Origin of the sequence: Paenibacillus sp. FSL W7-1279 (assembly GCF_037969845.1) — a bacterium.
Lineage (GTDB): Bacteria > Bacillota > Bacilli > Paenibacillales > Paenibacillaceae > Paenibacillus_AQ.
In genome coordinates this window covers 1,573,064-1,598,418 of record NZ_CP150215.1, presented here as the reverse complement: position 1 = coordinate 1,598,418, position 25,355 = coordinate 1,573,064, and the positions used below count along the sequence as shown (strand labels likewise).

Genomic DNA, 25,355 nt, shown 5'->3' with positions numbered 1-25,355 from the left:
AAAAATGGTACAATGAAATGAGAACAAATGTTCCTGTTTTGTAGTTCGTTAACTTTCTCTTTCTCCCCTAAATAATGAATACGATGATAGACAGGCATAGGAGGGATGCTTTATGAAAAAGCATATAACAGCATACGAGCGCTATAAAACTGAAATTTATCGAATTGGTTGGAGAATACAATATCAGGCTAAAAAACTTAGAAAACGAGAAACGCTATACCCTGATTTTAGTACCGTGCAGACGGGGTCATTTCATGCTAGATCCGATGACCGCATTTGGATTGGTCAATTACTGGATTCATTACCCCCTCAAGGAAGAACCATTATATATAAACTCTTCTTAGAAGACCTCACTGAAGCGGAAGTAGCCAAGCAGCTCCATATCTCTCAACAGGCGGTGAACCGATGGAAAAGAAAAATGATCCAAAAGTTATCTCAGATCGCGAATTCATGATTTTGCTGCAAGCTGCAAAGCAGAATGAAGATCAAGCCATTCTGCAACTCATTGATTTATACAAAGACGATATTATGAGAATCAGTCAATATATCTATATGCCTCAAGAGGATGCCATATCAACAATTGTCCTGGAGTTTATGGAAGTGATTCGAGAGAACAATGATACGTATGAGACAGACTGAATTTCTTTTGAACCCTTTCCCGGTTCAGAGCGAATATAAGGATGGGACGCTTTATTCTATCGACCATCCATTTCAGGTTTACGACGAACACGGTTAATTGTCTGCCTGTGAATCAAACGACTTCTCTTCCTTTTTCCTTTTTCCAGTATAGAACAAACCCAGTACCGCCCGAGGTACTGGGTTCTGTTTTACAGAAATTGCATTCGTTTTGCAGGCCCTCTGTCAAGGCTCGCTCATTCAAGATAACACTATACGACTGTAGGAAACCTCGTTTCAAAGGTCGTTCGCTGCCGATCGCTCCGTACCCGGATTTCGCCGCCCTGAACTTCCACTATGCTCTTCGTAATGGCCAATCCCAAGCCGGTGCCACCGGTCTGCTTCGAACGAGATGCTTCTACACGGTAGAAGCGGTCAAAAATGAACGGCAAATCCCGCTCGGGAATCGGATCGCCATAGTTGGTGAAGCTGATGCTCACCCGATTGCCATCGCTGCGGACGGCAATGTCGATCCTTTTGCCCGACTCCCCGTAACGGATCGCATTGGAGATCAAATTCTCATAAGCCCGGACGAGTTGGGCGCCGTCTGCAAGAACTACGAGCCCTTCCTCTGCAGCAAGCTTACATTCCAGCCCGGCTTTCTCCAGGGCAGGAACGAATTCCTCGATTAGCTGTCTCATGAACTGAGCCATATCGATCTCCCGGATATCCAGCGGAAGCCCGTTATTAATCCGGGTGTATTCGAATAAATCATCAATCAGCTTCTTCAGACTTTGCGCTTTCTCATATGCGATGTTCACGTAATAACGCAGCTCCACTTCATCCTGGTACCGGTCTTCCTCGATAACCTCCAGAAATCCCAGTATCGATGTAAGCGGCGTCCGCAAGTCATGGGAGACTCCCGTAATCAGATCATTCTTTGTTTTTTCCGCGTTACGCTCCTCCAGAATGGATTGGTGAAGCTGCCTGCTCATCTGGTTGATGCTCTCGGCCACCTCACCCAGCTGGCTGCCTGACTGAACCGGAATGTCGGTGTCGAAATTCCCCTTGGCAATCTCGCGAAGCCCATTCCTGATTTCTTCCAGATAAACGTTCAGCTGATCGGTCATACGGTTTATGCTGGAAGCGACGACACCTAATTCGTCTAGGGATTTGAGCTCGATTCTGGAATCGAATCGCCCCGCCGTAATGTCCTGAAGGCCAGTCTGAATTTTCTGCAGATCAAGGACAAACCACTTTGTGCTCACATAATAGCTGACCAAAAAAAGAATAATGCCCGCAACCAGCATAACCGGATCCGAGCCAATGTTGTTAATGATCCAGACGAGCGGCGGCTTGATGGCCGGAATAGAGAGTATCAGCGTGCTTAATGCGTAGAGTATGATAAGCAGGGCGGCCGTGATGCCGATGCTGGCAAGCAGCATAAGCAGCATCTTCAGGCGGATGCTGTGAAGCTTCATTATTTTCAAGTTCGTCACCTCTGCTTAAGTTTACTCTATTTTATAGCCAATCCCCCACACCGTCTTAATATATACCGGCTGCTGCGGATCCTTCTCGATCTTCTCGCGCAGCTTGCGTATATGTACCATGACTGTATTTTTCGATTCCATGAACGGTTCGTTCCACACCTCGGTATAAATCTTGTCCATGCTAAGGACGAGTCCGCGATTGATGGCCAGCATATGCAGCAGAGCAAATTCGCGGGGCGTCAGCTTAATCTCAACGCCTGCCACCGCCACCCGGTGGGAAGCGACATTAATAACCAGCTCATCGATCTGGATTTCGTTCTCATCCCTCACCGAGTTACTGTTCAGCTGTTTGTATCGGCGGAGCTGCGATTTGATTCTTGCAACCAATTCCAGCGGGCTGAACGGCTTGGTCACGTAATCATCCGCGCCGATGCTGAGTCCGGCGATCTTGTCAATCTCCTGACTCTTGGCCGACAGCATGATGATCGGCGTGTTGTTCTCCTCCCGAATTCTCATGCATGCCTCAATGCCATCCATCTGCGGCATCATGACATCAAGTATGATCAAATCCACTTTATGGGTTCTTAGAATCTCCAGCGCTTCCTGGCCCTGAGATGCGGTGAGCAGCGTGTAGCCCTCATTTCTGACGTAAATCTCCATCAATTTCAAAATTTCGGTTTCATCATCAACCATTAATATCGTAACTCCAGACATGGCTCCTCCTTGATCAACGGCTGTCAGAACAACGCCGTACGACGTCATTCTTCACGGATGTCAGACTGCGTGGTGCGGTAGATGGTTGTCTCTTCGCTTCGCCAGAGCCATGCCCTCGTCTTCGGATACGTCCTGGTTTGCCATGAAGCAGACTACGAACCGGAAAGCGGCACAGATGGCGAATCGACTGGCTTAACCGATTTCTTCGCCTTCGGAATATTACCGAATATCACCCAGGAGCCTGGTATAAATCGAACCGTCAATTCCACAACGATCCATGAACAGCCTAATGCTGCCGCAAAACCGCCTGCATACCACAGGTGGGTTAGCATTGAATTTCCCGTAGTTAACGGAAACTCCCGGTAGACGAGCAGAAAGAACGGATGAATGAGATACATACCGAAGGATACGGCACCCAGTCTTTCCAGCGCCGGCGTCCATCCCCGCACCCCTGCCCGATAAAAAAGAATCGCAAGCTGGAGCAGAACGAGCGCCCCCAGGTACGTATGCATATTCCACATTAGCTCATACAGCGTTGAATTATACCCGGTTCCATGCAGCCGGTTGTTGTAATAAATGTACACATGCCCGAGACCGGCCGCCGCCCATGCGATCCACAGCACCACCCAGGCGGTAATGCGATGAGGCCGTGCGTTCAAACGGCTAATAACAAGCCAGGCTTTCAGTTTCGGGTAATAGATGCCGATAAAAGCACCCAGCATGAAATAGGCAATATAGGACAATGCCCAGCTTCCTTTATTCGGTACCTGCCAATAATACTTATTCATTAGTATAAACGTCCACTGGATCACCAGTCCAATCGGTATCGCCCATTTTGCAAGCTGGGGCACCTTCTTGAACAGCCACAATACGAGCGGAAACAGCACATAAAACTGAATGCTGATAAATACGAAATAGAGATGCGTATACGCTTTGCCCGTCAACAGCTTTTGTACAAAGCTCTCCATCGTCTCACCGAACGGCCTGCCCTGATAATACAAATAGTGCAGCAGCGCGAAGTAGAACACGGAGAACAGCGTATACGGAATGATAATATACAGCAGTCTTTTCTTGTAAAATCCGCCGATCAGCTTCTTCGTTATGGGACGGTCATAGTAATTATAGAAGAGTACCAGACTGCTCAAAAATATAAATGTCGGCGTTCCGAATTTCATGAAGATGTTCATGAAGTTGTACATAAAAAAGTAGTTGGAATCCGTCATCGCAGATACGGCATACGATGTGGAGTGAACGGACAGCACGCCGAGGATGGCGAATGCGCGTACCAATTGCAGCTCGGGAAGACGTTCCCTTGACAAAGATTTTAATTTGTTCATGACAGTACCCTCTCATCCTTAAAATCCGATTATTCTCGTTCTTGCGATCAGATTCATCAAGTATAGTAGACAGTTCTTAACGCCATACTTCCAAATTCTTATCATTTGCTTAAGATTACGGTCCTTCCTCCTAATAAAATTCTCCTTGATCATGAAGAATCCTTGGACTTACAATAAGAAAAACATCTATCGACGTACTTTCTCAGAGGAGAGACCGCGTATAGCGGAAGTTTTTCTTGCGAGATAAGGATGGTAAGCCTCTGAAGCTTATACTTTCTTAACTCTTAAAAATAATCTTTCAGAATTGGGGTGAATTGGATGCTGATTAGGATCCTTGCCGTTCGAAGTAGCTAGGCCCGGTCTATCATACTGGACCGGGCCTAGCCAGAATCACAGTAGCAGGCTGCGAACGAATAAGAGACGATCTGTTTTCAGCATCCCATTTTATCTCAAATGGAAGGTGAACAATATAAATGAATTCACAGGAATACAAGCAGTTTTATGATATCGTAGGGGCCTTAAACGGCTGGGACTTCAGCCAGCTCAGATGTATCTCGGAGGGCGTGGAGTGGAATTTTTACGATGAGGTAAGCAAGCGGTGCACATCATCCGATGTTGTGCTTGATATCGGCACTGGTGGAGGAGAGAGCTTGTTGTCCATCGCCTCAAAGCCGGCATTGCTAGTTGGAATCGATCTTTCCCATTCGATGATAGAAACTGCCCAGAGTAATAAACGGAAGGCTGCAGCTTCCAATGTACGCTTTATGCAGATGGATGCAGAGTCGCTTCAATTTCCGGAGGCGTTTTTCAATCTGATCTCCTGCAGACACTCCCCTTTTCGTGCATCAGAGGTGGGGAGAGTACTGGAAGAGGATGGCGTGTTTTTGACGCAGCAGGTTCGCGAATCTGATAAAGCCAATCTGGCTCAAGCCTTTGGCAGAGGGCAATCCTCCCGTGAAGACGGTGCCTTAAAGGATCAATATATGGAGGAACTTCGGCTTGCCGGGTTCCGCAATATCCAATATGCCGAATACGATGCGGATGAATACTATGAACGTGAAGAGGATCTTATCTTTTTGCTGAAGCACACGCCCATTATCCCCGGATTTGGACAGGAGGAATCGGATTTTCGCATCCTGCAGCAGTTTATCAGAGACCATCGCACAGATCGGGGAATCCGGACGAATTCCGCCCGGTTCATGATCGTTGCCCGGAAATAACCGGCCCCTCTGGCAATCCATAATCCGCAGCATCCCGCTGTTAAACAGAAAAAGCGCAAAGGGACGAGACCTTGGCGCTTTTTCTTATGCACAACAGCTTCGGATATCATCCCTTTGATGAATAGGTTCCCCTCCACATAAAAAAGCAAGCCCCCCCGCAAAAGGAGGAGCTTGCTTTCGGTATGGTTATCTTCGCATCCACGAAGGAGCAATATTAGCCGTTAACCAGCAGTTCTTTCAGCTGCTTGATCTGCTTACGCTCGCCCGCAAGCACCAGCGTCGATCCCGCTGTCAGGATGTCATCCGGACCCGGATTGATTTTCTGCTCTTTCTTGTTCACAATCGCTAATACATTAGCACCTGTACGTTGACGAACCTGAAGCCCCGCAATGGATTGTCCGACGCTTTTGTAATGCGGCTCGATGCGTGCCCATTCGATGATCAGATCCTCGAGTGTCACCTCGATGGTCTCGAGCGCTTTCGGTTTATACGTCATGCCGCCGATGATGCCGGCGATTTGTCTAGCCTCATCATCCTCTAATGTAATCTGGGAGATGGTCTCCTCAGGATCGTCATCTTCAAAATGGTACAGCTCTCTTCGGCCATCGTCATGAATAACAATAACCAGCTTATCCCCTGATCTCGCCTGAATAAGGAATTTCTTACCGATACCCGGCAGGTCAGATTCGCGAATAATACTCATGTGAAAATCCTCCGTTCTGGGGTTAATTCAATCTCTAGATTATATAGATTAGTTGGAAGAAAGTAAATCAGCCCAGCAGCCTTACGCCTTCCTTTTTTTTACTTTCTCCACAGGCTCGCTCCATTTGAATATTTTATTCGCTCCGCGGTAGATACGTTTTGACTCCTTGGCTAGAAGAGGACCAAGAATCGCAAGAATCAGAACATAGAGGGCCGAGAATGGTTTCAGCATAGCCGACAGTCCGCCGGCTAGTCCCAGATTCGCAACGATGATCGTGAATTCCCCGCGAGCCATAATGGTCAATCCGATGTTAAGCGACGATTTATGCGATAATCCGGCCTTCCGGCCCGCTATCATGCCTGCGACCAGGTTGCCGATAATGGTCAATACCACGGCGCCAAGAGCAAGCCATAGCGCATTCCCAAGCGTGGTCGGGTCGATGCCGAGACCGAAGCTGAAGAAGAAGATGGCTCCAAAAAAATCACGGAATGGAATGACCAGCTGCTCGATCCGTTCGCTATGATCCGTCTCCGATAAAGCCAGTCCGAACAACAGCGCGCCGATCGCTTCGGCTACGTGCAGTGTCTCCGAAAACCCGGCAATAAAGAACATCGACGAGAATACTACGATAATGAAAATCTCGCTGGACGTAATATTCAGCAATTTGTTAAGTATAGGCGGGCCTTTTCTCGCAATAACAAAGAACAACAGCATGTAACCTATGGAAATGCAAACCGAGATGATGGTTGCCCCTATCGATGTAGCCCCGCCTAATAATAGTCCCGACATAATCGATAAGAACACGGCAAGAAAAATATCATCGAACAAAATCATGCCGAGAATGAGTTCCGTCTCCGCATTCCCTGTGCGCCGCAGATCCACAAGAACCTTAGCGACAATGGCGCTGGAGGAAACCGACAGCATCCCTGCAATGATCAGCGTCTCGTACAGAGGCATATTGATCACGAAACCGTAAGCCACACCCAGTACGAAGTTCAATACTACATATACGGTTCCGCCTACCACAATGTTTTTTCCGGATTTGATCAATTTTTGAACGGAAAATTCAAGACCAAGGTAAAAGAGCAGAAATAGAATACCGATCTGTCCCAGAAAATCGATGATCCCCTGGCTCTCGATGAACTTAAAGTCAAGAATCCCTATCGTTGGTGCATGCGGACCGACAAGCATCCCGAGCACAATCAAGAACGGTATGATCGAGAACTTGAGCTTTCCAGCAATTACGGAGGCTATAGCAACCAGCATCAGAGCAGTTCCAACCTCAAACATCATATGGTCCATAGAAGACCTCCTCCTCCTCAAATTTGACTTCTGGCAATCATTTCTATTATACATAAAAATGCATACATTTACAAAGTAACAGCAGTATTCTTGCTTGATAACCCAATAAATGCTATATTCATTCCATAATGGACAGACTTAATTTTATTAGTGATTTTATGCTTTCCAAAAAATATAAATTATATCCAAATACTCTACCTCACGAATGGGAATGAATATTTATGCATAATAATGAATACTATACCAGGTAAAAAAATACATATATCGCGAAAAAAAACGACCTTGTGGCCGATCCCCTTTCTCTTTACCCACACAAAAAAGAAGCCCGGTGGCTGCAACCACGGGGCTTCCGGCTATTTTCGGATGATTATTTAAACCAACCTTTTTCTTTAAAACGCGTAATCGCTTCGATCCGGTTACTGACACCAAGCTTATCAAGAATAACGGAAATATAATTCCGGACGGTGCCCGTTGTAATAAACAGCTGATTGGCAATTTCCTTCGTGTTCTTGCCGTCCGCAATCAGGCCCAGCACTTCCTTTTCCCGCTCCGTCAGCGGATTCTCTTCGCCGGAATACGCTTCATCCACCAGCTCGGAGGCGTATATTCGTCTGCCGGCCATAATGCTCCGAATGGATGCCGCCAGTTCCTCACTCGGGCTGTCCTTCAGGAGGTAGGCGTTGGCGCCGGCCTTCACGGCACGCTCAAAATACCCCGGCCGGGCGAAGGTTGTCAAGATCATCACCTTGCAGCCAGAGCCCTTTAGTTCTTCAGCCGCTTCAAGTCCGTTCATCATCGGCATCTCAATATCCATGATGCAGATATCCGGTTTATGAAGTTTGACAAGCTGTACGGCATCCTTCCCATTACCTGCCGTCCCGACCACCTGCATATCTTCTTCCAGATCAAGCAGTGAGGCCAGGGCTCCAAGCAGCAATCGCTGATCTTCGGCTATGACAATTCGGATCATATTCCCGCCTCCTTATCCGGCATTCTGAGCACATTAGGTACACGTAGGACCAGCGTAGTCCCCTCGCCGGAAGTGAACTCCATGCTTCCGTTTACGAATTCAAGCCGTTCTCTCATTCCCCGCAGTCCATTGCCGCGGTTTCTCGCATCGGTCACGAACCCTGTTCCATTGTCCTTCACCCTCGCAATCAGATCCGTTTCCGTGGATTCGATCACAATGGAGCAAGCCGTGGCATTGCTATGTTTCACTATGTTATTCACGGCCTCTTTCAGGCACATGCTGATCACATTTTCATTCATTAACGACAGATTTTCCGGCTCCAGCGTTCCCTCAAAGGTTAATTCAATCTGGGCAGCCTTTAGAATTTGCTGAATGCGGAAAATTTCATCCGTAAGCCGGGTCCCCCGCATCCGTGTCACCATCTCGCGCACTTCCTTGAGTGCCGTTCTGGCCGTCTGGCGTACATCGTTGATCTCGGCCTGGGCTCTCTCCGTATCCTGCGTCATCAATTTACCGGCCAAATCACTTTTGAGGCCAATGAGAGACAGCTTCTGTCCGAGCGTATCATGCAAATCGCGGGCAATCCGCTGACGCTCCTCCAGCTTCACCAGTTCCGAAATCCGTTTGTTGGCATCCTCCAGCTGACCCTGCAGCTGATCATTCTTATTCCGGTTATAGTTCGTCACGGGCAGCAGAATCACCCCGACTACGCTGACAAGCACAAATGGCAGCTGTGTGATAAAGAACGGATTCCGCGTTAACAATCCATAATTGACCGTAATGATGGTCGTGACCAGATGGATCGAATACAGCGTGATAAACCCGGCCTTATTCTTGATGTTCCCGATAAAAAATGCGAGGAACAACGAGAAATAGATATACCCGAATACCAATGACATCGTAATCGATATCAGAATTTGCAGACTCGTCCAGAAGTAGACGAGCCAGCCTTTGGCCAGAAATGAAAGCACGTAGAAAGCAAAGAACATCAGGATCATCAGCGTACCGAATACGACCTGATAGGTAGAAGTCGACCGGAAGATGAAATAGAACGGAAGGATATAGAAGACGACCCATACATAAGGGCTCAGCCCCGTACTTTTATGAAATATCTGATACCATTTCTGCATGGAGTCCCACCTTCTGTCGGTTCTAGCTTTGTCCTCATTTCTGTATAACGCACCCGTTATTCTTATTTATTCCTATTATAACCTCTTAACCGCAAGGAATTACTCGCCCTGAACTCTGGGTCTGCTGCTCGCCAAGCTCTTCTCGGCTTTTGCCAATACCGATTCCTTCGGTTTTCGAAGCGACTTCTTTGCTTCCTTAAACGTGACAAACACCTTTTTCTCTTCATCCCACAGACGGAAACGAATAGATTTCAAACTGGTTTTGAGTGTAATCGTTGTTGCCTTTTGCAGCGGAGGAGCAGCTTCATGCGCCTTCTCCAGGTTGTAATTAGGAACCTTCGGGCTCAGATGGTGAACGTGATGGAAGCCGATGTTACCCGTGATCCATTGCAGAACCTTCGGAAGTTTGTAATAAGAGCTGCCTTCTACGGCTGCATTGATATAACTCCACTCTTCATCATGCTCGTAGTACGTTTCTTCGAATTGATGCTGTACATAGAACAGCCAAATGCCAAGCATTCCCGACACCATGAAGATAGGAGCTTGAACGAGCAGGAAGGCCTGCCATCCGATCGCCCAGCACAGCAGTGCATACAGTGCAACAATCGAAATATTCGTTATATAGTTACTGATTTTCTCCTTGCGTCTCGCACCTTTACGGTTAAAACGGTAGGATACCAGAAATATGGCGATGGGACCCAGTCCGAACATCACGATCGGATTACGGTATACCCGGTAGTATAAACGCTGCCAAAAAGAAGCCGCTCCATACTCTTCAACGGTCAATACCCACATATCGCCGATTCCCCGCTTATCGAGATTGCTGCTCGTCGCGTGATGAATCGCGTGCGTGTTCTTCCATTGCTCGTAAGGGCACAATGTAATAACGCCTGTAATCGTACCGAGAATTTTGTTCGCCCGGCGGCTTTTAAAGAAAGATCCGTGACAACAGTCATGGAATATGATAAACGTCCGAACAACAAATCCCGATGCAATAATCGCTATGGGCATGGTCAGCCAGTATGATACGGATAAACTTAAATAGGCTGCATACCATAGCAATATCAAGGGAACCAGTGTATTGAAAAGCTGACCTATACTCGCCTTTGTGTCAATTTCTTCATAAGGGGCAACGTTCTTTTTCAAGCTGGATAGTTTGTTATCGGGTTTAGCCATAGTTGTCTTCCTCCTCGAAATGGCGCAAGGACGTTATACATGCATCACGCACTTGTCTAATCTAATTATAGATAGAATGTCACGCACGTCGTAGTCATAAACGTCATTTCGGGAGTATGACAAATATCATATATCGGTCCGGGAATCGGCCGGAAACCGCAGTCCTACCTGGCGTCTGGCCTCCTGCATGATTTCGGCCGTAATGAGGGAGTTGGCATGGGTATTGATTGCACTTTCCCGTTCGCCGCATTGGATTAAATCGATAAATTCCCGGGCTTCATAATACATCGATTCATGGGTCTGCAGCTGGGTCACGTTCTCAATGGTGCCGTCTCTGTAATGAATCTTCACATCATAAGGCTGATTGATCTTGTCGATAATCATCGTGCCGTTCTCGCCCTGGATTTCGGCAGGGGCATAGGAATCGCTGATCTTGGAGTGCATGATCACGGCATCCATCTCGGGATAGGACAACAGCAGGCTGCCCTCGCCATCAACCCCGGAGGATAGCATATAACCGGAAGCTTTGACGGAGTCCGGTTTGCCGAACAGGGTGACCATCGGATACAGGCAATAAATCCCCAGATCCATAAGAGAGCCGTTGGAATATTCGGGGTTAAACGCATTGAGCACCGTCCCCTGCTTGAAAGCATCGTAACGGGAAGAATATTGGCAATAGCTTGCAAAATAACGCCGAATCGGACCCAGCTTGTACAGGTTGTCCCTAACGGTCTTGAAATTCGGCATCAACGTCGACTTCAGGGCTTCCATGAGCAGAACGTTGTTATTCTTCGCTGCTTCTATCATGGCGGACACTTCGGCTGCGTTAGAAGCCATCGGCTTCTCGCACAGAACATGCTTCCCGTAGTTCATGCATAATATCGCCTGATCTACGTGATAGGAATTCGGACTCGCAATGTACACTGCGTCAATCTCGTCATCCTGCAGCATCGTCACAAGATCCGTATACACTTTGGGATCCGCGTACTTCGCCGCGAAAGCCCTGCCCTTCTCTTCCGTACGGGAGTATACGGCAGCAAGTATAAATTCTTCCGTCTCCAGAGCAGCTTGGAGAAACCGCTCGGTAATCCAGTTTGTGCCGATAACGGCAAAACGGATGTTCATCCCTAATCCCTTCCCTTCTCATCTGATAATAAGTGATCTTTCACATTACGTTACATCCATCCTTCAAAAGTCGAAATCCGCTCGCGTGCCGAATCCGGAATCGGCGTACTCTTACCTGTCGCGGTGTCGATGAGCACAATGGTTCCGCGACCGGCTGCTTTTAAGGTGCCGTCCACCACGATCGCATACTGGACGTCCATGGAGGAGCGCCCGATCTCAGCCACCCGGACATGAAGCTTAAGCGGGTCCTTCAGATACAATTGAGCAAGATACTGGCATTCCAGATCCGCAACCACCGACACCTTTTGTTTGCTGAACAGATCCTCGGTCAATCCCAGGTTCTCGAAATACTCAATGCGTCCCTGCTCAAAATACATGAAATAACTGACGTTATTGACATGACCCAGCATATCCGTTTCGCAGTACCTTATCTTTATCGGAATTTCAAAGTGAAACGTGTCCAGCCAAGCCTTGGGATCCGGTTGTATGAAGGTTGTTTTTTTCATGATGAGTCCCCTTTCTCTCTGTAAGAGACAAATGTATGTACAATTAAATCAGTCTTCTACAAGGATAGTCAATACAAGTTCAGTCCGTCAACTACCTAACCAAATCATGGATAACCTGCCAGAATGCAGCCGGCTATGAAAAAAGACCACCCACTCCAGAGCGAATAACCGGAGGGATGGTCTTGATAAGGATGAATGGAACAAGTTGGTCAAAATACGTGCCGCTTAGCCATCAATGTCTCTTCTTATAGTAAGTTAAGGCAAGCGCCAACGCCAGCACCGAGCCCTTCACGATATCCATTGCATAGTACGGCACGGACAGCATGATCAGACCGTTTTGCAATATGCCGATCAAAACGGCGCCGACAAAGGTCCCGAGCGCGTTCGGCTTGCCGGCTCCGAATACGGAATATCCGATGAAGGTCGCAGCGACGGCATCCATCAGATAAGGTCCGCCGGAGCCCACCTCGGCCGTCATGACGCGAGCCCCAAGGATAATCCCGCCGATGGCGGCAAACAATGCGGAGACCAGGTATGCAATCAAACGGTATTTGCTCACCGGAATCCCGGATAAAGCTGCCGCTTCTCGGTTGCCTCCGATCATGTACATATACCGTCCGTGTTTGGTATAGGTCAGGAACAGATGGACCACGAGGACCACGAGCACCATGATGATAATGATCCATGGCACCTGCCCGATCTTCTCAAACACCGCCGGAATTTTACCCGTGGCAAAATCTCCGCTCGGCAGGATCATATTCTGGGAAATGGTAGCGCCCCGGGTATATGTCAAGGCAATGCCCTGGAAGATAAACATCGTCGCCAGGGTCATCAGCATGTCGTCGATCTTGAAATTGATGACCAGAAACGCGTTGATCAGCCCGACGGCTAGACAGAACAGCAGCGTGAGGCCGATGCCGATGCCGATATTTTGCCCGTGCCAGACGAACATGGAAATAACGAGCGCGTTCGCCAGTGACGCCGTTGAGCCGACGGACAGGTCAAAGCCGCCCACGGCCAGCGATACGGTCAGTCCCACGGCAATAATCGTCACGATCGAGATCGAACGGAGTATGTTAATAATGTTGCTTGTATTCAAAAAGTTGTCGGCGACGGTCCCGAATACGAGAATAAGTGCAAATACCGTGATCAACGTACCGTATTTATATAGAAAATCAAAAGCGAAACTAGCCGCCGGCTTCTCCTTAATTGGTCTTGCTGTATTCATGTTAATCCGCCTCCTGTGCAGTAAAGCAATAGTTCCTCTTCGTTGGATGACTGCGTCGTCAGCTCCTTCGTGATGCCGCCGTCATACATCACATACACCCGATCCGTGATGCCAACGATTTCGGACAGCTCGCTGGAGGCGTACAGCACGCACTTCCCCCGCTTGGCCAGCTCGGCCACCAGATGAAAAATGTCCCGCTTCGCGCCAACGTCAACCCCTTTGGTCGGCTCATCAAAAATATACACATCGGCGTCGACCAGCAGCCATTTGCCGATTGCCACCTTCTGCTGGTTGCCCCCGGACAGGTTTCTCACTCGGGCCCGCTCGTTCGGGGTCTTAATTCCGAGCGACTCGATAATCTCCTTCGCCGCCCGCTTTTCCTTGCTGAAGCTAAGCCAGGATCCCCATCTGGAAAAACGGGACAGCACCGCAGCCGTTAAATTGACGGACACCGGCTCTTCCACGAAGACGCCTTCGCGTCGGCGTTCCTCGGGGACCAGCGCGATGCCATGCGAGACGGCATCGTGCGGCGAGCGGATGCGGAGCTTATTCCCGTTCAGCGTGATCTCGCCGGTTGATGTGTCGGATGCTCCGAATATCGCCCGGCACAGCTCCGTTTTCCCTGCCCCGACCAGCCCGGCCAAGCCGACGATTTCTCCCTTGCGTATGTGCAGGTCAACACTGTTGATTTTGCCTGGGTCGAACATGTTCTTCACCTCGAAGCAGACGGAGCCGATCTCTCGCTGGCTATGGGGAAACTGCTGCTCCATCCTGGAGCCCAGCATGTACTCCACCACTTTGGGCTGGTCGATATTCGCAATGCGGTCACTCTTCACCAGCTGACCATCCCGCATGATCGTAATATCATCGCAGATTTCATACAGCTCCGGCAGGCGGTGCGAGATGAAAATAATGCCAACCCCATCCTGCTTCAGCTTGCGCACCAGCTTGAACAGCTGATCTGTCTCGCTGTGGCTGAGCGGCGCGGTCGGCTCGTCCAGAACCAGAATCCGGCACTGCTTGGAGACGGCTCTTGCGATCAGCACCATCTGCTTCTCCGCCAGCGTCAGCTCCGAGATCAGCTTCTTGCCGGGAACCCGGATGTTCATCCGTGCAAGAATCGACTCAGCTTCCTGATGGAGCTCCTTCCAGCGGATCAGGTGCCGCTTGCCCATATCGTGAACCGTCCGGTCGAGCATAATGTTCTCTCCGACCGTCAGGTTCGGAATGAGCGCCGTATCCACCTCTTGATAGACGATCTGAATGCCCAGATCCTTCGCTTCCTTCGGGGAACGAATGTCTGCCTTGCTCCCATCGATCCAGATCTCGCCCTCATAATGGTTGTAAGCACCCGATAGAATCTTCATTAATGTAGATTTCCCTGCTCCATTCGCGCCAATTAATGCATGTGCTGTTCCTGCGACCGCCTGAAAGTCAACATCGATTAACGCCTTAACGCCTGGAAAAGAGATTGAGATATGCTTCATTTGAAGTAAGGGTGCCGCATCCGACACGTCGGTCGATGTGGCAGTTGTTGGCTCCATAACGCTTCGCAAGTGTATTCTTCCCTTCAAATAGGATAGGGCGCCCTTATCGATGACCGACAAGAGCGCCTGTATGAATAATGCTGTTTATTTGCCGCTTGCTTCTTTCAACGCCTTCATCCAGTCCTCTTCGAATTCGGTGCTCGTCCCCCAGCTAGGGATAATATCCGCCAGGTTGACCATGTTGACTGCTTCGGCTGCACCCTCAAGGCTGGAGCGTTCGATCAATACAGGCTCCAGATTGACCGTGGCAGGCGTTTCCTCGCCGGCAATCTTTTTAGCAAGCAAACGGACGTTGATCGCGCCGATCGTTTTCGGATCTACGGCTGCGGTGGCCACCCAAGGGCTGTCCGGCTTCTGGATCAGCTCCAGGTCCGCGTTGGATACGTCGATGCCGTAAATCTTGACCTCGGTGCGTCCCGCTTCCTCCAGCGCTCTGGCTGCGCCGATGGCGAACGCATCCCAGGTTGCGAAGATCGCATCGATTTCGCCCTTCGGATACTTCGTCAGGATGGCGGATACCGCATTTTGCGTTTCCAGCGAAGTCTGGTCGCTCGCAACGCCGAAACGCTCCACTTCCTTGATGCCCGGATTGTTCTTCAGCGTTTCCTGGTATACGGCATTACGTCGTACCATCGGCGGGAATCCGTCCACCCAGAGGTAGACGATGTTGGCTTCCGGCCCTTGCTCCTCGACCAGCTTGTCCAGTGCCAGCTTCGCCAGCTGCTCATCATCCTGCGACGTCTGGGTTACCCCTGCAATGTCGCCGATCTCCGGCAAGGAGTCAAAGGTAACGACAGGAATTCCTTTATCCGTAATCTTCTTCACGTCTTGAACGGATGCGGGATCATCTCCATGCGAAATGATAAATCCATCGTAATCGCTGTCAATGGCTTGGGCGATCGCATCGTGGAATTTAGCAGAATCCCCGTTCGCCGAGAAGGTATCTACCTTAAACCCGAGAGCCTCGCCTTCCTGCTTCGCGCCTGCCAAAAATTGCGCCGTATGATCATCGCCCCCGATTTTCCGGACGACCATCAATTTCACCGGATCCTTCTCGGCAATGCCTGCCGGCAGGTTCTCGACCTTGTCCGCCAGATTGCCTGCTCCACTACCGCCGCCGCTGCCCGATTCAGCACAGCCGGTTAAGACAATCATAAACGCTAGCACCAGCGCGGTTAATTTCCTTACGTGTTTACTGCCTTTCATGTTCTCTCTCCCCCTGTTTTCCGTTAAAAGGACTATACTAATTAATACAAGTAATCCTATAGGATTTAATTAGAGGCGTCAACCCTTATTTTCTCGCTTTAATGCATTACACCACAATGGCAAAAAAAATGAAAGTTATTTCTAACTCTCGTTCTGCCTTCGGGACGCTTTCATTCCAAACGCCAGCCCCATTTGATATGTATCGGTAGCGGCTCGCTCATATTTCATATCCCGTGCAAATCCTATCAGAAAAAAAGAGCTCGGGAAGGCAGTGATTCACCCCCCGAGCTCTTTACCCATCCTAATCGATCAGCTCACCCAAGCTGATCCTGCAGCATTTGCATTCCGCTTTTCGCTGACAAATGAATTAATCCAAACGAACGCCCATCGTTTCAAGCCAAGCCTTCGCGATCAGCCCGTGTCCGGCCGGTGACGGATGCACGCCGTCCGGCGCCCAGTAGGCAGCTTCGCGGCGCGCCGACGCCGCAGCAAACAATCCGTCCAGCGGCACCAGCAGCGCCCCGTATTCCACTGCTAATTCGCGAACGGCCGTGATTTTCGGATCCAGATCCTCGCGCCAAACTCTGCGATCCTCCGGATGCGGCAGCACGAACGGCTCAACCAGAATCAGCTTGGCGTCAAGCGCCCCTTTGGTGCGTTCGATCAATTTACGGTAGCCGGCTTTGTAATCCTCGGTGCTTGTCGGGTCCCCGCTATCATACCGGCGCCAAGTGTCATTGATTCCGATATAGATGGATACCCAGTCCGGTTTCAAGTCCAGGCAATCCTCCTGCCATCTAGCATTCAAGTCGACGACCCGGTTTCCGCTGATCCCTCTATTCAAAAAGGTTACGTTTAACTCAGGAAATTTCATGCCGAACAACGAGTCGATCAATAGCGGGTATCCGTTCCCCAAGCTGCCGGAAAAGTTCCGGTCGCGGCCGCAATCCGTAATGCTGTCTCCTTGAAATAATACGACATCCCCTTGCTGCAAACGATTCATTCCACTTCCTCCTCATCGGTATGTTGCTAATGTACGTACAATTGGAAATCCGTAGGCTCATTTCTCGTGAGAACGCTTCCTAGCATTAAATATTTGCCATGCAGGGCTCAATTCCTTTTTATGTACCATGCAAATCGTCGATTTATGAGCGAATTTTTTGGCATGACTCATTGGAAGAGAACAACGTGTATCTACGCATCTTCTCAGGAGACAGTCCGCTTTAAGCGGAAGCTTTTTTTGTGAGATCAGGATGCTAATAAGCATCTGAAGTTTATTCTTATTAACTCATATAAAAACCTGCCCCAAAATCGGGACAGGTTCTGTTATAGTTCGATTAAGCTCCGGTTGGCATGGCCACCCAATGGCCTTCCGATACTTCCACAAGCTCCGAATGCTCGAGGTTATATTTGTCCTCACCGGTGCGCTCTTCCAGCAGTACCCGTTTCTTCTTGGATTCGATCTTCGGATCGGGTACCGGAATCGCCGCGAGCAAGGACTTCGTATAATCATGCTGCGGATTGGAGTACAGCTCTTCGCTTTCAGCCAGCTCCACGATTTTGCCCATATACATAACGGCAACGCGGTCACTGATATGCTTCACCATCGACAGGTCGTGCGCAATAAACAGATAGGTCAAGCCTAGACGATGCTGCAGTTCCTCCAGCAGCTTCACGATCTGCGATTGGATCGACACGTCGAGCGCGGAGAGCGGCTCATCGCACACGATGAATTTCGGCTCCACCGCAAGCGCCCGGGCAATCCCGATTCGCTGGCGCTGGCCTCCGGAGAATTCATGCGGGTAGCGCGTGGCATAGGCCGGATCCAATCCGACCATATCCAGCAGCTCCTCGACCCGTTTCTTCCGCTCCTGCTTACTGCTGGTCAATTTGTGGACATCCAGCGCTTCGCCGATAATGTCCACCACCTTCAATCTCGGGTTGAGCGAGGCATACGGATCCTGGAAAATCATCTGCATATGGCGCCGCATGGCCTTCATTTCCGAAGGAGAAAGTCGATTTACGGACATTCCTTGATACAGCACTTCTCCGCCTGTTGGCTGGTGAAGGCGAAGGATGGCTCGTCCCGTCGTCGATTTTCCGCTGCCGGATTCCCCGACAACCCCGAGCGTTTCCCCAGCCTGAATGTGAAAGCTGATATCATTCACCGCTTTAAGCACATTACCTTTGCCCATATCAAAATACTGCTTCAAGGATTTAACCTCTAACAGAGGTCCCTTGTAATCGGTGCTTGGCACAATGATCGGCGCGGGCTTCGCTTTCTTCTTCTCGTCCAGGCGCGGAAGCGCGTTTAACAACTTCAAGGTGTAGGGATGCTGAGGGTTCTCGAAAATTTCCTCCGTCGTTCCCGTCTCGACAATCACGCCGTCCTTCATTACCGCCACACGGTCGCACATGCCCGCAACAACGCCGAGGTCATGCGTGATCAATATAATGGAAGAACCGAAGCGCTCCTGCATATTTTTCATCAGATTGAGGATCTGGGCCTGAATGGTTACGTCAAGCGCCGTCGTCGGCTCGTCCGCGATCAGCAGCGCAGGTCTGCACGCCAGGGCGATGGCGATCATCACCCGCTGCCGCATGCCGCCCGAGAACTCGTGCGGATATTGATTATAACGCGCTTCGCTGTTCGGGATGCCGACCAGCTTCAGCATCTCAAGCGCCTGCTGCTTCGCTTCCTGCTTGGACAGCTTCTGGTGTTTGACCAGGCTCTCTGATATTTGTTCCCCGATTCGGATCGTCGGATTAAGCGAGGTCATCGGATCCTGAAAAATCATCCCGATATCGCGACCGCGGATGCTCTCCATCTCTTTCTCGGTTTTCTCCGCCAGGTTCTGGCCAAGGAACAGAATCTCCCCATCCTTCATATAAGAAGGCGGGGAAGGCAGCAGCCGCATGATCGAGCGTGCGGTGACGCTTTTGCCGCTTCCCGATTCCCCAACGATTCCGAGCGTTTCCCCTTTCTTCACTTCAAAGCTGACCCCACGCACCGCGTGAAATTCTGAATCACGGGATTGAAAGGCTACACTCAAATTTCTAACCTGCAATATCGGTTCCAACTCTGCTCACCTGCCATTATGCGTTTATGTCATTAAAGTAATATCATCTACAACTCTTATAATCTATTGACTTTTAAAATAGGCTAAAATAAAATATACTATATCACTCGGAATAATGCAATTTGAAACAAGGAGGAAAGGCAGCTTATGGGGGGGACAGAAGCAGCAAGACCAAACAGACTCATAGGTTCGATAAGCAGCACATACAGTAAGATCCTTCTGAATCCTTCTTATAGATACTTACTATTATTATTGGGAGCGCCCGTGAATCTCGTGGTCTTCCTATTTTATTTGGTTCAGAGAAAGAAGGACGACTACGCGGCGGCTGAGAACCGCATACGCAGCGAGATGCTGGCTGCCGGAGATCTGGAGGCCCTTCGCTCCGAGATTATGGAGCAGCAGAAGCGCAAGCACGACTTCTTCAAGCAAAAAGTCAATGAGGGGCAGCTTCGGCAGGAAGTCGACAAAATCGTAGAAGCAAGATTCCGGGAAGTCCTTAAGGAACGGACTGTCAAGGAACTGAAACTGAGCAACCGGAAACGGTTGACCATGGCCGATACGTTTGGTTCTCTCATCGAGAATCCGTTGTTCTTCATTATATCACTTATTCCGGGCTTGCTGATGTACATCCTTATTTTTTTGTACAGCAATCCTTACCTGAAATATATTCTGGAGAGACTCGTGATGACGATCTTCGTTATCTTCGGGGTAGCGGTGCTCGTCTTTACGATTCTCCACTTGTCGCCGTTCAACCCGGCGGCCAACATTCTGGGCGAGACGGCAACGCCGGAACAGATCGCGGCTTTTAACAAAATGCACGGACTGGATCAGGGCTATCTCACCCAGCTGTGGAACAACATTAAAGGCATCGCCTACTTCGATCTCGGCAAATCCTTCTCGGGCAATGAAGAGATTACTTCAAGCATCGCCAGAAAGTTCCCGATTACGCTGACGCTTACGGTCATTTCCCTGATTATCGCGATTGTGATCGCATTGCCGATCGGGATTATCTCGGCTACGAGACCGAATTCGTTTTTTGATTATACGTTTATGTTTATCGCGCTGATCGGGCTGTCCATTCCAAACTTCTGGCAGGGACTGATCTTCATCCTGAATTTCTCGATCAAGCTGCAGTGGCTCCCCGCCACCTTTAACCCTGAGAACTGGTTGTCCATGATCATGCCGGTGATCGTGCTCGGTACCGGACTTACCGCTTCGGTAGCGAGAATGACGCGCTCCTCTACGCTGGAGGTTATAAATGAAGATTACATGATCACGGCCAGAGCGAAGGGGCTCAGCAAGGGCACCATTCTGATGAAGCATGCTGTCCGCAACGCCATCATTCCGATCATTACGGTCATCGGACTTCAGTTCGGCGGAATGCTCGGCGGCTCTGCCGTTACGGAGAAGGTATTCAACATCAGCGGAATCGGCAGCTACATCGTCGATAAACAATTCATCCCTGACATCCCGGCCATTATGGGCGGCGTCGTTTACACCGCCATTACCATATCGCTGGTGAACGTCATCATTGATATCTTGTACGCGTTCTTCGATCCACGGATCAGGTCCAAGATGAAACAATACTAAAGCAGGTGTACTCATGATCAAGAAGCTTCTTTCTAAACAAGAAACCAAACACCAGCTGAAATCCTCACACGAGTACAGTCAAGCCAGCTTCACATGGGTTATTTCTTTGACCTTAACGGTGATCCTGCTTCTGAACAGCTTTGATTTCACTGGGGGAACCATCAAACCGTGGGTGTTCGCCGCCTTTGCGGCATATGCATTGTTCACCATCATTCAGATCATCATTACGCTGTTGATCCGCAGAGATCTTCATAGCCAGGGAGAAATCCGGCGCTCGACAAGGATCCTGGGATACATTCAGCTGCTGAGCATTGTCACAGGAAATCTGTTTACCGTCACGTTCGGTTTCAATCTGATAAAAAAACAGAAGCCTCCTGAATATACAATTGCCGTCTACATGCTGTTAACCCAGCTGTTTGTCATTGCGGTCTCGGCACTGAATCTGTTTAAGCCTTACGTCTCGAATACATTCCTGCCAGCGATGGCCTTGCTTCTGATTATTGCAGTCATTCAGCTGATCGCGCTCATACTCGTTGCCCGATATGTTACAACGAATTCTGCACCTCCCCGGATGGCCTGGCTTGCCTTTCCGCTCATTCTGACTGCGGTGACGGGTAATATTTTTGCCTTGGTGCTCGGCATCAACCTGCTTGCGAAAATACGCAAGAACGGCAATCCGGCGATGACCCGCTGGGGCGACGTGTGGGTGAAGCTTACTGCCAACCAGGCGGCCATGTCCGGACTGTTCTTTGTGATCTTCCTATTCTGTCTGTCGGTAAGCAGTCTGTTTACCTTTGATTACAGCATCGCGATCGATAACAATTACAGTGCCATCCTGCAGCCGCCAAGCCTTGTGTACCCATTCGGTACGGACAACTTCGGCCGGGATTTGTTCTCCCGAATCGTATTCGGTGCCCGAATCTCGCTGATCGTCGGATTTGCCTCTACAGCGATCCCGGTTGTCATCGGCGGTGTTCTCGGTGCCATCTCCGGCTACTATGGCCGCCATACCGACAACATCATCATGCGTTTGCTGGACGTGCTGTACGCCATTCCGGGCATCCTGCTCGCCATTGCGATCATTGCTGCATTCGGAGCCAACACCGTCAACCTCATCCTGGCGCTCAGCGTAGGCGCAATTCCGACTTATGCGAGAACCATGAGGGCGAACGTGCTCCTGGTCTCCACCTTTGAATATGTCGATGCGGCCAGAGCTTTCGGCTCCAGCAATTTCTCGATTATATTCAAGCATATCGTTCCTAACTCGCTTGCACCCATGATTGTCAAATCTACGCTAACCATTGGTGCAGCCGTCATCTCGACGAGCAGCTTGAGTTATCTGGGTCTCGGCGTTGAGCCGCACATCCCGGAATGGGGGAATATCCTGAAGATCGGAAGCACGTATCTTGAGACGCATTCCTACTTGGCCATTTATCCGGGTCTAGCCATCATTGGGCTTGTCCTGTCCTTCAACTTCCTTGGCGACGGACTGCGGGATGCCCTGGATCCTAAACTGGATTAAAACTTTTCGTGCCCTCGGCACACTAACTATCGGTTTCAAAAAATATTTTATATATATACAACTCAGGAGGGTATCACCAATGAAAAAGAGTTCCTTGCTGTTACTGTTTCTCTCGCTAGTTATTGTACTGGCCGGATGCAACGTAACAACCAAAGATGATGCACAGCAAAATCAGCAAGAACCATCGGATACAGCTACAGACACATCCGCTGTTAATATTGAACTGCTTGGCATGAGCTCGAACGAATCCGATGTCAACATCATTCGCGACCAGCTCACGAAGAACGGCTTCAACGTGAAGCTGAATCTGCAGGCGGACTACGGCAGCTTCAAGGCACAGCAGGATGCCGGCAACTACGACATCGCGCTGTCCAGCTGGACTACCGTCACGGGTAACCCTGACTATGCCGTTCGTTCCCTGTTCAAAACCGGCGGCGACTACAGCATCCTGTCCGACGAAGAAGTGGACAAGCTGATCGACCAAGCAGCAACGCAAACGCCTGAAGACGCTGTTGAGACTTACAAACAGCTGGAACAACGTCTTGTAACAGACAAAGCTTATATCGCACCATTGTACATCTCCTTGAAGAGCCAAGCGTTCAACAAGGACGTCCTGGACGAAAATTCCGTCCGTCTCTCGAAATCCCGTTCCCTTCCTTGGGAAGCCGTTGATTTCAAAGACCAATCCAAGCGTGCTTCGCAGCCGCTAATTCTGTCCCAATCGATCTCCGAACTGACTTCTCTTGATCCAATCAAGGGTAATGACGGTTCCATCAACATCATCAACACCAACATGAACGTACGTCTGATCAACCTGACCGATGATGACAAGATCACATCCGAAGGCTCGCTGTCTTATAACCATGCCATTGGCGAAGGCAACTCGGAGTATTACTTCATTCTTAGAGACGACATTAACTTTGCTAAAATCACAAACAAAAAGGCTGAAGATTCCGGCGAGCGCGTAGGCGCTAACGATGTCATCTTCTCCATGAACAGAGCCAAAGACAAAAATTCGGTACCGGATCACCGCACCTACACGCTTCACGAGCATATCAACACGGTTGAAGCTGTAACCGATCTGAGCGCACTGGAGAACACCAAAGTATCCGGTGGCAGCGAAAGCATTAAGGATGCGCTGGAAGCTGGCTTGGATACCAAGATCACTTCCCTCGTTGACGACAAGAATCAAGCAAGCACGAAAGACGGTAAATACCAAGTCATTAAATTGACGACCACTGAGCCGTTCCCGCAAGTGTTGAACTACCTGGCTCACCAATCGGCCGGTATCGTATCGAAGAAACAAGTGGAATCCATCAACACGTATGACGTTGAGAAATTCGATGTGAACAAAGACATCCCTTACGGCGACCAAAACACGGTAACCGAAGGCGACAAATATAACAACACGCTGTATGCCAGCGGTCCTTATATTCTGTCTTCCAAAAATGACTATGAAGCGACCTTCTTCAAAAACCCTGGCTACATGAAGGGCACCGAGCACGAACCGAAAATCGAGCAAGTGAAGGTGCGCTTTATCAAGGATGCAGACAGCACGCTTTCCGCACTGCGCAGCGGCGAGATTCACTTGTACTACGGCGTGCCTGAAACGAAATACGATGTGGTTAAAGGCGACAGCAAGCTGAAGCTGCAAACGATCGAAAGCAACGCCGTATCCTACTTGCTGTTCAACACGAAGAACCGTGATGTGGCAACAAGCGATGATCTGAGAAGAGCCGTGCTCTACTCCATCAACCAGGATGAAATTTTGACTTACTACAACAATAACAAAATCAAAGCCTACTCCACCGTCAGCCCAATCGTAAAAACCGGCAACGAGCTGGTGGCCGATCCGGCGAAGGTGAAGGAATTCTTGAGCGCATATAAAGCGAGCAAGTAAAAAAGAGGACGACATTAGCGAAAAGCTGATGTCGTCTTTTTTGATGCGAGGTTTATATGCGCCACTTAACCTCTGGCTCCCATATAGCATCGCAATGGGAGTAAGGAATTCTTTTGCATCGCTCCGGCTGTTTCTTGCATCGCTCCGCATGCGATGATTCTTCCGATCTCTGTTGCCCCCAGATTTCATGAATGAATGGGCCAGTGTAGAAATCCGGGTGCGGTTTACGCTTACGATGCAGCTTTCTTTCAGAAAGCTTTCGGGAGACCGCTATCGCTTCTCCAGAATCATTCCGCCTTCTCCGCTGGAGCAGTACCTTTAAGTAGGACATTACGTTGTAGGCCTTTGCTTCGATGCGCTTCACATAAACCATGGACGAATGATTCGCCACGCGGCAGCTAATCTCGTCCCTTTTTTATCTACGCTTGATATCGTCCACAAGCTCGGGCAAGCCCTTGCCGAAGTAGTGATCGTCACCCTCGTATGTTCGGGTGACGGCTTGGGGCAGCTGCTTCGCGTAGTGCTGGGCATGCGCGAAAGGTACTACTGGATCGTGACGGCTGTGGTATAGAATTAACTTTGATATGTGCGGTAGCTTGGCTGCAAATGACTTGGATAACGTATACTCTTCATGCTGCCAATTCTCGTCCTTGCCCCAATAGGGGGCTGCGACCAAGAACAGTCCAGAGATGGTTCGCTTGCAGCCTTCTTCCGAGAGATATTTCAGTAGCACCGAGCCGCCTAGGGAATGGCCTATGAGGAAAAGCTCCTCATCCAGTTCCTCGATTTCACTAGCTATCTGCGCTTTCCACAGAGCACAATCCAGATTCTCGGGCATGCCTGGGAATATAACATGATAAGCTTCACCGAGCTGTTCTTGTAGATGGGCGATCAAGCCGCTGCTGCCTTGGTGATTACCTTGCGGGCCTGCACTATGGATGAACAAAACTTGTTTTTTCATGTTCAGCCTCCTTCCCGATCTTTGCTTATGGGG

The 25,355-nt window shown here is 49.6% G+C and carries 22 protein-coding genes; 6 read left to right on the top strand and 16 right to left on the bottom strand.

The genetic code is table 11. The features are described 5' to 3' along the window. Positions 1–112 precede the first annotated feature (112 nt). Together MKY82_RS06765 and MKY82_RS06760 are read left to right on the top strand one after the other, a co-directional pair. On the top strand, positions 113–454 hold the full coding sequence (locus MKY82_RS06765; RefSeq protein ID WP_194541295.1) for a sigma-70 family RNA polymerase sigma factor: 342 nt from the start codon (positions 113–115) through the stop codon (positions 452–454). Beyond that, positions 406–639, top strand: coding sequence for a hypothetical protein (locus MKY82_RS06760; RefSeq protein WP_253300846.1), 234 nt, complete (start codon positions 406–408; stop codon positions 637–639). The genes MKY82_RS06765 and MKY82_RS06760 overlap by 49 nt, the downstream gene beginning before the upstream one ends. Before the next feature lie 248 nt (positions 640–887). On the opposite strand, the gene MKY82_RS06755 is transcribed toward MKY82_RS06760, so the two are convergent. The 3 genes from MKY82_RS06755 to MKY82_RS06745 all read right to left on the bottom strand — a co-directional run bounded on the left by MKY82_RS06755 (position 888) and on the right by MKY82_RS06745 (position 4,156). After that, entirely contained in the window at positions 888–2,105 is a 1,218-nt protein-coding gene (locus MKY82_RS06755) for an ATP-binding protein (protein ID WP_339222256.1), read from the bottom strand. A 21-nt stretch (positions 2,106–2,126) separates the two neighbouring features. Continuing rightward, positions 2,127–2,819: a response regulator transcription factor gene (locus tag MKY82_RS06750; protein WP_339295784.1), complete on the bottom strand. Its 693-nt coding sequence runs from the start codon at positions 2,817–2,819 to the stop codon at positions 2,127–2,129. 152 nt (positions 2,820–2,971) lie between these two features. Beyond that, positions 2,972–4,156: an acyltransferase gene (locus MKY82_RS06745; RefSeq protein WP_339295783.1), complete on the bottom strand. Its 1,185-nt coding sequence runs from the start codon at positions 4,154–4,156 to the stop codon at positions 2,972–2,974. A 473-nt stretch (positions 4,157–4,629) separates the two neighbouring features. Between MKY82_RS06745 and MKY82_RS06740 the strand changes: the two genes are divergently transcribed. After that, the gene (locus MKY82_RS06740) at positions 4,630–5,376 is read left to right on the top strand and encodes a class I SAM-dependent methyltransferase (RefSeq protein WP_194541291.1); all 747 of its coding nucleotides are present in this window, start codon (positions 4,630–4,632) and stop codon (positions 5,374–5,376) included. A gap of 214 nt (positions 5,377–5,590) precedes the next feature. Here the strand turns inward: MKY82_RS06740 and MKY82_RS06735 are convergent, their stop codons facing one another. The 12 genes from MKY82_RS06735 to MKY82_RS06680 form a co-directional block, all read right to left on the bottom strand. Then, positions 5,591–6,079, bottom strand: coding sequence for a cation:proton antiporter regulatory subunit (locus MKY82_RS06735; protein ID WP_194541290.1), 489 nt, complete (start codon positions 6,077–6,079; stop codon positions 5,591–5,593). Between the two features lie 81 nt (positions 6,080–6,160). Continuing rightward, positions 6,161–7,381, bottom strand: coding sequence for a cation:proton antiporter (locus tag MKY82_RS06730; protein ID WP_194541289.1), 1,221 nt, complete (start codon positions 7,379–7,381; stop codon positions 6,161–6,163). A 367-nt stretch (positions 7,382–7,748) separates the two neighbouring features. Further along, entirely contained in the window at positions 7,749–8,351 is a 603-nt protein-coding gene (locus tag MKY82_RS06725) for a response regulator transcription factor (RefSeq protein WP_071221199.1), read from the bottom strand. Beyond that, positions 8,348–9,481 (bottom strand): sensor histidine kinase, encoded by a 1,134-nt coding sequence (locus MKY82_RS06720; RefSeq protein ID WP_194541288.1) that lies wholly within the window; start codon positions 9,479–9,481, stop codon positions 8,348–8,350. Before MKY82_RS06720 ends, MKY82_RS06725 begins: the two co-directional genes overlap by 4 nt. A 99-nt stretch (positions 9,482–9,580) precedes the next feature. Continuing rightward, the gene (locus MKY82_RS06715; protein ID WP_220686299.1) at positions 9,581–10,657 is read right to left on the bottom strand and encodes a fatty acid desaturase; all 1,077 of its coding nucleotides are present in this window, start codon (positions 10,655–10,657) and stop codon (positions 9,581–9,583) included. Positions 10,658–10,783: 126 nt separating this feature from the next. After that, entirely contained in the window at positions 10,784–11,782 is a 999-nt protein-coding gene (locus MKY82_RS06710) for a Gfo/Idh/MocA family oxidoreductase (protein WP_194541286.1), read from the bottom strand. 50 nt (positions 11,783–11,832) lie between these two features. Beyond that, positions 11,833–12,288: a thioesterase family protein gene (locus tag MKY82_RS06705; protein WP_194541285.1), complete on the bottom strand. Its 456-nt coding sequence runs from the start codon at positions 12,286–12,288 to the stop codon at positions 11,833–11,835. A 232-nt stretch (positions 12,289–12,520) separates the two neighbouring features. Beyond that, positions 12,521–13,516: an ABC transporter permease gene (locus MKY82_RS06700; RefSeq protein ID WP_071221204.1), complete on the bottom strand. Its 996-nt coding sequence runs from the start codon at positions 13,514–13,516 to the stop codon at positions 12,521–12,523. Next, entirely contained in the window at positions 13,513–15,003 is a 1,491-nt protein-coding gene (locus tag MKY82_RS06695; protein WP_339296644.1) for a sugar ABC transporter ATP-binding protein, read from the bottom strand. Before MKY82_RS06695 ends, MKY82_RS06700 begins: the two co-directional genes overlap by 4 nt. A 144-nt stretch (positions 15,004–15,147) precedes the next feature. Next, a complete protein-coding gene (locus tag MKY82_RS06690; RefSeq protein ID WP_071221205.1) occupies positions 15,148–16,269 on the bottom strand; it encodes a sugar ABC transporter substrate-binding protein in 1,122 nt (373 codons plus the stop codon). A gap of 367 nt (positions 16,270–16,636) precedes the next feature. After that, entirely contained in the window at positions 16,637–17,272 is a 636-nt protein-coding gene (locus tag MKY82_RS06685; protein ID WP_194541284.1) for an SGNH/GDSL hydrolase family protein, read from the bottom strand. Positions 17,273–17,606: 334 nt separating this feature from the next. Further along, complete coding sequence (locus MKY82_RS06680) at positions 17,607–19,349, bottom strand: ABC transporter ATP-binding protein (protein WP_220686303.1); 1,743 nt, start codon at positions 19,347–19,349, stop codon at positions 17,607–17,609. 147 nt (positions 19,350–19,496) lie between these two features. Here MKY82_RS06680 and MKY82_RS06675 point away from each other — a divergent pair, with 147 nt between their 5' ends. From MKY82_RS06675 to MKY82_RS06665, 3 genes are all read left to right on the top strand, one after another. Further along, entirely contained in the window at positions 19,497–20,939 is a 1,443-nt protein-coding gene (locus tag MKY82_RS06675; protein WP_220686304.1) for an ABC transporter permease, read from the top strand. A 13-nt stretch (positions 20,940–20,952) separates the two neighbouring features. Next, entirely contained in the window at positions 20,953–22,461 is a 1,509-nt protein-coding gene (locus tag MKY82_RS06670) for an ABC transporter permease (RefSeq protein ID WP_194541281.1), read from the top strand. 79 nt (positions 22,462–22,540) lie between these two features. After that, the gene (locus tag MKY82_RS06665; protein ID WP_194541280.1) at positions 22,541–24,361 is read left to right on the top strand and encodes an ABC transporter substrate-binding protein; all 1,821 of its coding nucleotides are present in this window, start codon (positions 22,541–22,543) and stop codon (positions 24,359–24,361) included. 415 nt (positions 24,362–24,776) lie between these two features. Here the strand turns inward: MKY82_RS06665 and MKY82_RS06660 are convergent, their stop codons facing one another. Further along, positions 24,777–25,322: an alpha/beta hydrolase gene (locus MKY82_RS06660; protein ID WP_339295782.1), complete on the bottom strand. Its 546-nt coding sequence runs from the start codon at positions 25,320–25,322 to the stop codon at positions 24,777–24,779. Positions 25,323–25,355: the final 33 nt, after the last annotated feature.